Source organism: Streptomyces sp. NPDC032822 (assembly GCF_055578825.1).
In genome coordinates this window covers 1-7,017 of the sequence record NZ_JBVIOL010000045.1, presented here as the reverse complement: position 1 = coordinate 7,017, position 7,017 = coordinate 1, and the positions used below count along the sequence as shown (strand labels likewise).

7 protein-coding genes and 1 pseudogene are annotated in these 7,017 nt (G+C 66.8%); 5 read left to right on the top strand and 3 right to left on the bottom strand.

Going from position 1 to position 7,017, the window contains the following annotated elements:
* Positions 1–837: 837 nt before the first annotated feature.
* The gene (locus ACZ5VD_RS43685) at positions 838–972 is read left to right on the top strand and encodes a hypothetical protein (RefSeq protein WP_468686053.1); all 135 of its coding nucleotides are present in this window, start codon (positions 838–840) and stop codon (positions 970–972) included.
* Between the two features lies 1 nt (position 973).
* Positions 974–1,687, top strand: coding sequence for an HAD hydrolase-like protein (locus ACZ5VD_RS43680; protein WP_468686052.1), 714 nt, complete (start codon positions 974–976; stop codon positions 1,685–1,687).
* Between the two features lie 333 nt (positions 1,688–2,020).
* Here the strand turns inward: ACZ5VD_RS43680 and ACZ5VD_RS43675 are convergent, their stop codons facing one another.
* Complete coding sequence (locus tag ACZ5VD_RS43675) at positions 2,021–2,638, bottom strand: transposase family protein (protein WP_468686050.1); 618 nt, start codon at positions 2,636–2,638, stop codon at positions 2,021–2,023.
* A gap of 54 nt (positions 2,639–2,692) precedes the next feature.
* Here ACZ5VD_RS43675 and ACZ5VD_RS43670 point away from each other — a divergent pair, with 54 nt between their 5' ends.
* Positions 2,693–3,094, top strand: coding sequence for a hypothetical protein (locus ACZ5VD_RS43670; RefSeq protein WP_468686049.1), 402 nt, complete (start codon positions 2,693–2,695; stop codon positions 3,092–3,094).
* 28 nt (positions 3,095–3,122) lie between these two features.
* Here ACZ5VD_RS43670 and ACZ5VD_RS43665 read toward each other — a convergent pair whose 3' ends face one another.
* A complete protein-coding gene (locus tag ACZ5VD_RS43665) occupies positions 3,123–4,487 on the bottom strand; it encodes a tyrosine-type recombinase/integrase (protein ID WP_468686047.1) in 1,365 nt (454 codons plus the stop codon).
* A 162-nt stretch (positions 4,488–4,649) separates the two neighbouring features.
* Between ACZ5VD_RS43665 and ACZ5VD_RS43660 the strand changes: the two are divergent.
* Positions 4,650–4,872 (top strand): annotated as a pseudogene (locus ACZ5VD_RS43660) (transposase); the annotation flags it as partial.
* Positions 4,873–4,911: 39 nt separating this feature from the next.
* Positions 4,912–5,691, top strand: coding sequence for a hypothetical protein (locus tag ACZ5VD_RS43655; protein WP_468686046.1), 780 nt, complete (start codon positions 4,912–4,914; stop codon positions 5,689–5,691).
* Between the two features lie 94 nt (positions 5,692–5,785).
* On the opposite strand, the gene ACZ5VD_RS43650 is transcribed toward ACZ5VD_RS43655, so the two are convergent.
* Positions 5,786–7,017, bottom strand: a 1,232-nt coding sequence (locus ACZ5VD_RS43650; RefSeq protein WP_468686045.1) for an ISKra4 family transposase, incomplete at its 5' end; no start/stop codon positions are given.

The window sequence follows — 7,017 nt, the reverse complement described above, 5'->3', positions numbered from 1 at the left end:
CGGCGGCTGCTCACCCCTTCTCATACACAGGCCAACAACCCATCAGACACCAACATTCCAAGGGCAGTTGCAGCATTCTGTTAGGCGTTCTAAGGCCCCTAACGGGCCACGATCGGATTCTCTGGTCACGTTCCCTCTCCGTCACGATCCGGTGCGGTATACGTGTGCAACCGCAAGGCTACGCATATGCATGACAACTCACCAAGAGGATCCGGGCGTTGTCTTCCGGCCCATCCGCCTCCTGGGTCTGCGCGAAGGAATGCGCATCCCTTCGCGCAGACCTGGGGGAGGGGCGCCGGGTCTGCGCAACCGGACGGAAGGCTGGCCGTGCAGACCGTCATGGGGCGGTACTGCGCAGCCTGGCAGCGCCGCGCCATACCGGCCTGACCTGCCCTGCGCAGTGTCCGGCCTGGCCTGCGCAGTCCGCTGCGCATCGTGGTTGGGGTCTTGGCCACTGTGCAGTCGCGAACTCGTATCAACAGGGGCAGTTTTCCTGAACGACGCCCAGCACTTGGCCGCAACTTCATTCTCGTCCAGTGCTGTGACCGAATAGGTTCGCGGGGTTCCGTGGTCGTGACGGTTGGATGTGCGGTGACGTCCGATCCGACCGCTGGAGGCGCGGTGGCCGGCCTGTCCGTGTGCGCAGACTGACCGACCAGGAGCCACCTCGACCTCGACGACCCGGCCGGGGCGCTCGCCTCCCTCTAGAAGGCCCGGAGCACGCTCAACCCCGACGAACGGCGCACCCGCGCCCTCGTCCTCACCCGCGAGTCCACCGCGCACTTCCGCACCGGCGACGCGGAGGCCGGCGCGGCCACGGGGCACCAGGCGCTCGCGATGGCCCGCGACCTCCAGTCCGCCCGCCTCGACGAGCATCTGCACACCCTCGCCGCCGAACTCGACGCCGATCCCGCCCCGTACCCTCAGGACCTCAAGGTCGCGGTGGCGGATCTAGCGAGGACGGAGACATGACGTGAGCGGACAGGTTCTCGTGCTGTGGGACATCGACCGGACGCTGCTGTACGTCGGGGACATCGACCGGCAGGTCTACCGGGAGACGTTCCACGAGGTCACCAGCCGTACCGCCGGATCCCTCCCCAAGCGGGGCACCGGCACGACCATGCCCCTGGCGATCCTGAGCATGCTGGTGGAGAACGGCTTCGCCGAGGGCGAGGCGGCCACCCTGCTGCCGGCCATGGTCGAGCTCCTGCCGCAGGTCCAGCGCCGCCACCTCGACGACATCCGGCGCGACGGTGTCCTCTTGCCGGGGGTAGTCGCCGCGCTGCGGGCGGTGCGCGACGAGCCGCGGTTCCTGCCCACGATCGTCACCGGGAACCTCAAGCCCAACGCGCTCCTCAAACTCGCCGCCTTCGACCTGACCCGGCACGTCCATCCGGACATCGGCGGGTACGCCTCGGACGACATGCACCGCCCCTCCCTGGTCGGCATCGCGCAGAAGCGGGCCGAGGCGCTCACGGGCCAGAGGTTCGGCCGGTCCAAGACGGTGATCATCGGAGACTCGCTCGAAGACGTACGCACCGGCCGGGAAGGCGGCGCCTCGGTCATCGCGGTGGCGTCGGGGACGACATCGGCCGACGAACTGGCTTCGGCCGGCGCCGATCTCGTACTGGAGGATCTGACCGATCCGCAGCGGGTCGTCGACTCGATTGGAGGCCTCACCGGTTGACCGCCTCGAATAGCGTGCGGGTGCGTCAGTTCGGTGCTGCACTGAGCACGGGATCGCGTATGAAGCTGGGGCTGTACCAGTGCTGTGGGAGAAGGGAGTTCAACGCAGTTTCAGATCCCCTGGGCAAGCGGCGGGCGTACTCTGACCCTGCTTAGCTTGTCCGGGCGGGACAGTGGGGGATCCTCGTTGGCCGAGAGCCATATATGCCGTTCATGTGGCCAGCGCATCACTGAGCCTCCGTCAACTTGAAGTTGCAGTTCAAAGGGCTGGTGTGACCGGTTCTCGGGGTGCTCACGCTGGTCGTGGGCGGCTGTCTGCGGAGCAGATCGTCTGTCAGCGGTTGACTTCGAGGTTCGTGAGAACGAGCAAGGCGCGCAGGAGGCGGGTCGCATGGGCGGGGTCGGTTCGGAGCTTGGTGAGGGTTCGCCAGTTCTTGAGGTTGGCGAAGCCGTGCTCGACCGGTGCACGTCCGACGGCGAGGACGCGGTTGGCGGTCTTCTGGCCGGGTGTGAGCTTGTGGGTGCGGCTGGCGTGGAAGCCGGTGATGATCACGGGGTCGCGTACGTCGTTGTCCAGGCCGCGGAAGCCGAGGTCCGTCAGCGCTCTGAGAGGGTGGTATGCGGCGAAGTACTCGCCGACCGTCCGCGGGCGGGAGCGGATCCGCGGGGCGTCGTCCTCCTGGTCCCAGCGGTCGACCATCGCGTTCAGTTCGGCCAGTGAGCCGACCTCGGGGACGGGGACGAAGTGGTTGCGCCGGAAGTAGCCGATCTGCCCTTCCACTCCGCCCTTCTCGTGTGCTCCTTCGATGCAGGGACGGCAGTAGAAGACCTCGATATCGAAGTGCGAGCGGAACGCGGTCCACCGTTCGGTCTCCACCCGGGCCCGCTTGAAGCCCAGCACTTGGGCGACGGCCGAGTTGAGGTTGTCGTAACGGACCTTGCCGGACGGCACCCTTCTAATATGCGGGTCTCGATGTCAAGCCATAGTCGAAAGAGGAAGCCGCCCGTGAGCACTGAGCCGCTCCGCAGCCTGCGCTATGTGGATGACATCACCCGCGATGACGTCCTCACGCTGGAGGCGTTCATCTACTCCCAGCTTCGGCCAGTCCAGGACGCGGCCGGCGAGACCGGGGACACGTTCTGCGCGTTGCGTTCCCTGGAGATCCTGGTCTGCGACTCGGCAGGGCTCCTGCTGGCACTCCTCGACCGGAGCGGACGTGGCCAGGAGGAACGGTCCACCATGCTCCGCGAGTGGAACCGGTTGTGGACCACCGCGAGCTGGTGGAACTACCGCAACGGATATGACACTGACCGCTGGAATCGCCTGGATCACGTGGACGCCGCTGCCGAAGCCTCACACCATGCCGAGATTGCAAGAGCTCAAGCAGGCACTGGGGAGGCCCAGTGAACAGGCTCGATTTGGCGAGTGGAGAGTGTCAGGAGGCTTCTCCATCGAGGCGGCTGAGGAGTCCGTCGAAGATCTGCTCGCGTGCGACCTGTCCCTTGGTAGCCGCGTCGTCTCGTTGGCGTTCGAGGGTGGGCCGGAACTCGATCGTGGTGACGAAGAAGGTGCAGGACTCGCAGATCGGCTCGAAGTGGCAGTCCATCTCGACGGGGCGAGCGCAGTAGCCGTTGCCGAGCATGCGGCGGTGCATCTCCCGGCGAAGCTTGGCCATCTCCGAACCCTCGGCGTCGGCCGGCAGCTGGCGCGGGGCGTCGTAGAGCGCCTCGACCTTCTCTGAGACGGCGAAGTACTCGTCGGCGACGGTCCGGTCGGCGATCCGGGCGTAAACACGTGTCATGGACAGCGACTTGTGTCCGAGGAGGGCGGCAATTGCTTCCAGAGACATGCCCCGGTTGATCGCGTGGGTCGCCAGAGTGTGCCGCAGCGAGTGCAGGTCCAGCTCCGTCGGCAGGTCGGCGGACCGGCGCGCTGTCTCGAAGGCGTCGTTCAGCCGTCTCAGGGACTTCCGGTCGCGGCGCTCGGTGATCCAGAACGCCGGGTGCTTGCCCGGCACGAAGGCGGGGCGGACCTCGCTGACGTACTGGCCCAGAACGTCCACGATCCAGTCCATCTCCGGGACGGTCAGAACACTGCGGCGCTTGGGAGGGCCGCCCTTGGACGCCTTGCCGTAACGGACGAAGAGCGCCCCGAAGCGGCCGTAGTCGGCGACCTTGGGATTTCGGCGCAGGTCACACAGGTCCAGGCCGCACGCTTCCTGGCGCCGCAGGCCGAAGGCGTAGACCGTCTTCAAGACCATGGCGTCACGAAGCGCCGCGAGGGAGCCCTTGCGGCGTCGTGCGCGGATCTCCTCGACGCGGCCGTCGGCGGCGTCGAAGAGGGCCTGTACTTCGTCGTAGGTGAGCGGACGGCGTTCGGCGGCTCTTTCGTACTCGCTGGTGTGGGTGATCGTGTTCCACTCGTGCAGAAGCTGGACCGGAGCCCGGCCGAATCGCTCGTTGCACGTGGACGGCCAGCCGTAGCGGGCGTCGGTGATGTAGTCGAAGAACAGCCGCAGGTCGTTCTGGTAGTTCCGTGCGGTCGACACCGCCAGCGGCCTTCCAGGCCGCCGGGTACAAAGATCGTCGAAGAAGGCCTCCACCTCGGCGGGGTCCCATTGCCACGGGTACTCATTGGTAAATCGAGCCAGTCGACGGACCAGCGCGATCCGGGGGTTGATCGTCGACTCCCGCAAGAAGCGCGTGCGCTGCTGCAGTGCCCAGCCTTCCAACATCGCTTCCAGGACGGCGGGTTCGGGGTCCAGGTGCACGACACCGTCGGTGCGCGCGGCTCCAGGCATATCAACGACAGCACTCGCGATGCATCTAACGCATCATCGTTGAGTCGGTAACGGGTGCCAGGCCAGCGCATCCCAACCAGCCACCGAACCGGCGCTAACCTGGGCACCAACTGCAGCTCAGCGAGTTGGCGCAGCGCGAGATGTGTTGCATTCGATGCAATACGGCAGCCTGTCCACAACCGCGGTATCACCCATTGCATCGCCCGCAGAGGTGTCGAATCATCCCAGCGCCTCGGCCGCCACCGTTGGGTCGTAGAACGGACGATGTCCTGGCTCGCAGGCTGCCGACGTCTCCACCGCCGCTACGAACGCAAAGCAGAACACTTCCTCGCCTTCGACGGCATCGCGGCAACCCTCAATCTGCTACCGCCGACTAGCAAAATGAGATGTCCTCTAACTCCGACAGCAGGGAGCGTTTCTTCCGATGACCACACAGCCCGCACGCCCTGAGCGCAACGGTCCCGAGACCGCCTCGGTCCTGGATCTCTCGCCGTTCAAGCCTTCTCTCGTCAAAGCGGTGTTCAGGGACGTGACCCCGATGCACGTCTCTCGGTCGGCCGCGTGGGCCGCCGCGTCAGTGACGCGGACAGTGCTGACAGAGATCATCGACGGCGCGAGAAGAGCGGCGGCGGCGGAGGCCCGGAAGAAGCTGATTCCCGGGGACCTTCTCTCGGCGATCGACCGGAACGTCGAGCTCGAGGTGGGGCACAAGTGGTACGACCACAGCCCGACGTTTCAAGGCCTGACCGGTGTCCTGTACGACGCCGAGGGTGTCATCGTGCCTTCTCGTAAGCGCAGCAGGTCGCGCAAACCGAGTGCTGTGGTCGGCGCCCACAGGTTCGAGGCCGGGGTCAAGAAGCTGCTGTGGAGTCAGGGGGCGACGGCCGTCCCGGCGATGGTCCGCGACCTAGACGGAATCGCGAGCGTGTTCTTGACGGACCTCGCCCGGGACGCGGCCATGGTCGTCCGCGAGGGCGGGGTCAAACGTTTCGGTACGGTCACCCTAGTGATGTCGGGCGAACCGGCCCCACCCCCGTTCCTCAAGGATTCTCTCCGGGCCCCGTCCGCCCGCAGGGGGGACGGGCGGACCATCGGCAGGGATGACATCCTGGCCGCCACCACGATTCAGTTGTTCGGCGGCAACCTCAGGCAGCGAGCCCTCACCGAGGCACGCGAGGCGACACAGAACACTTCGGCCGGCTGAGCGGGTGCGGCCAACATCGCCGCCTGCACCCTCATCTGCTACCGCAGACTCGCCAAATGAGATGGGTGCGGATCCTCTCAAGTGACGGTGGGGATCAAGCGGTGAGGCTGTAGTTCCGCTGGTCGGGGCTGGGGTAGAGGCGTTGATGTTCGCGGGCCGCATGAAAGTTCCAGTAGTCCTCGAAGTCACCGTTCGTGATCAGTGCGCGAAGTCGGAGGACGGCTTCAGCGCCGTCGAGTCCCCAGCGGGCGCCGGTGATGTCGAGGCGATCGGCGATCAGGTGGCGGCAGGCTCCTTCGACGGCTCCGGTAGCGATCGGCCAGCCGGCCGTGAGGGCGGTGTCGTAGTGGAGTTGGTCGAGGTGGCCGGTGAGGTACCGGTGGCAGGTGGTGACGGCCTCGCGGCTGGCGGCGGGCAGTTGTTCGGCTGTGGCCTGGGCGGTCATCTCGGCAGCGGCGCGATCGGCATGTCCGGCGAGGATCGCGGTGAGTTTGTCCGCGGCCCAGGTCTCGGCCTCGCGGCTGCCCGGTGGATGGAAGGCGTGGGCGGCCGTCCAGCAGTACTCGGCGACGTGCACGAAGTCGAGCAGGACGGTCGGACGGATGCCGTGGCGGGCGGCTTCGGTATGGATCAGGTTGAGTTGGTGGCGGGCACCGTCGACGAGCACGATCCAGTCCCGCAGATGCTGCGGGTCGCGGGAGGCAGCCTGGGCGAAGGCGTCAGCGACGACTTGCTCCGGCGGCCGGATCACCGACGCGGTGCACCATTTCCGCTCCGCATTCGGACCCGGCCTTGGCAGTCGGCTCTCGCTGCGGCCGCCGGGCGGGTGGATGATGTCGTGCGGCCTGCGCGGGGCCGGAACAACGTCGAAGACGCAGGCCACGGTCGCCATGCGCTTGCGGTTGGTTTCTCGCCCGGGGCCAGGCGGCCGCGCCGCCCGGCCGCTGCGGTCTTGGCGGCGGCCTGGCGGCGCGGCCTCGCGCAGGGCCTCGGGTCGCATCACCACGCCTTTACCGTCGATCTGGATGATCAGCGGCATCTCGCGGGTGCACGGGGTGGGAATCTTCACCGCGTAGTAGGCAGCGATGTCGACGGCGGCGGCGACCACCAGTTCTTTGAGACGGCGCTTGCCCAGTACCTTCCCGCATCGCCGCTCGATCGCGGCGGTGGCCTGGTCGAACGAACCGCGGACAGCTTCCAGGACCGCGAGGCGGGCCAGTCCGCGTGAGTATCCGTTCTCATCCAACCCAGTCGTCGTGCTCATCCGGAAGGGGTCCGCTGGCCAGGCAATGCCGGGGTTCTGCAACATACTTGTGGTGCAGTCGC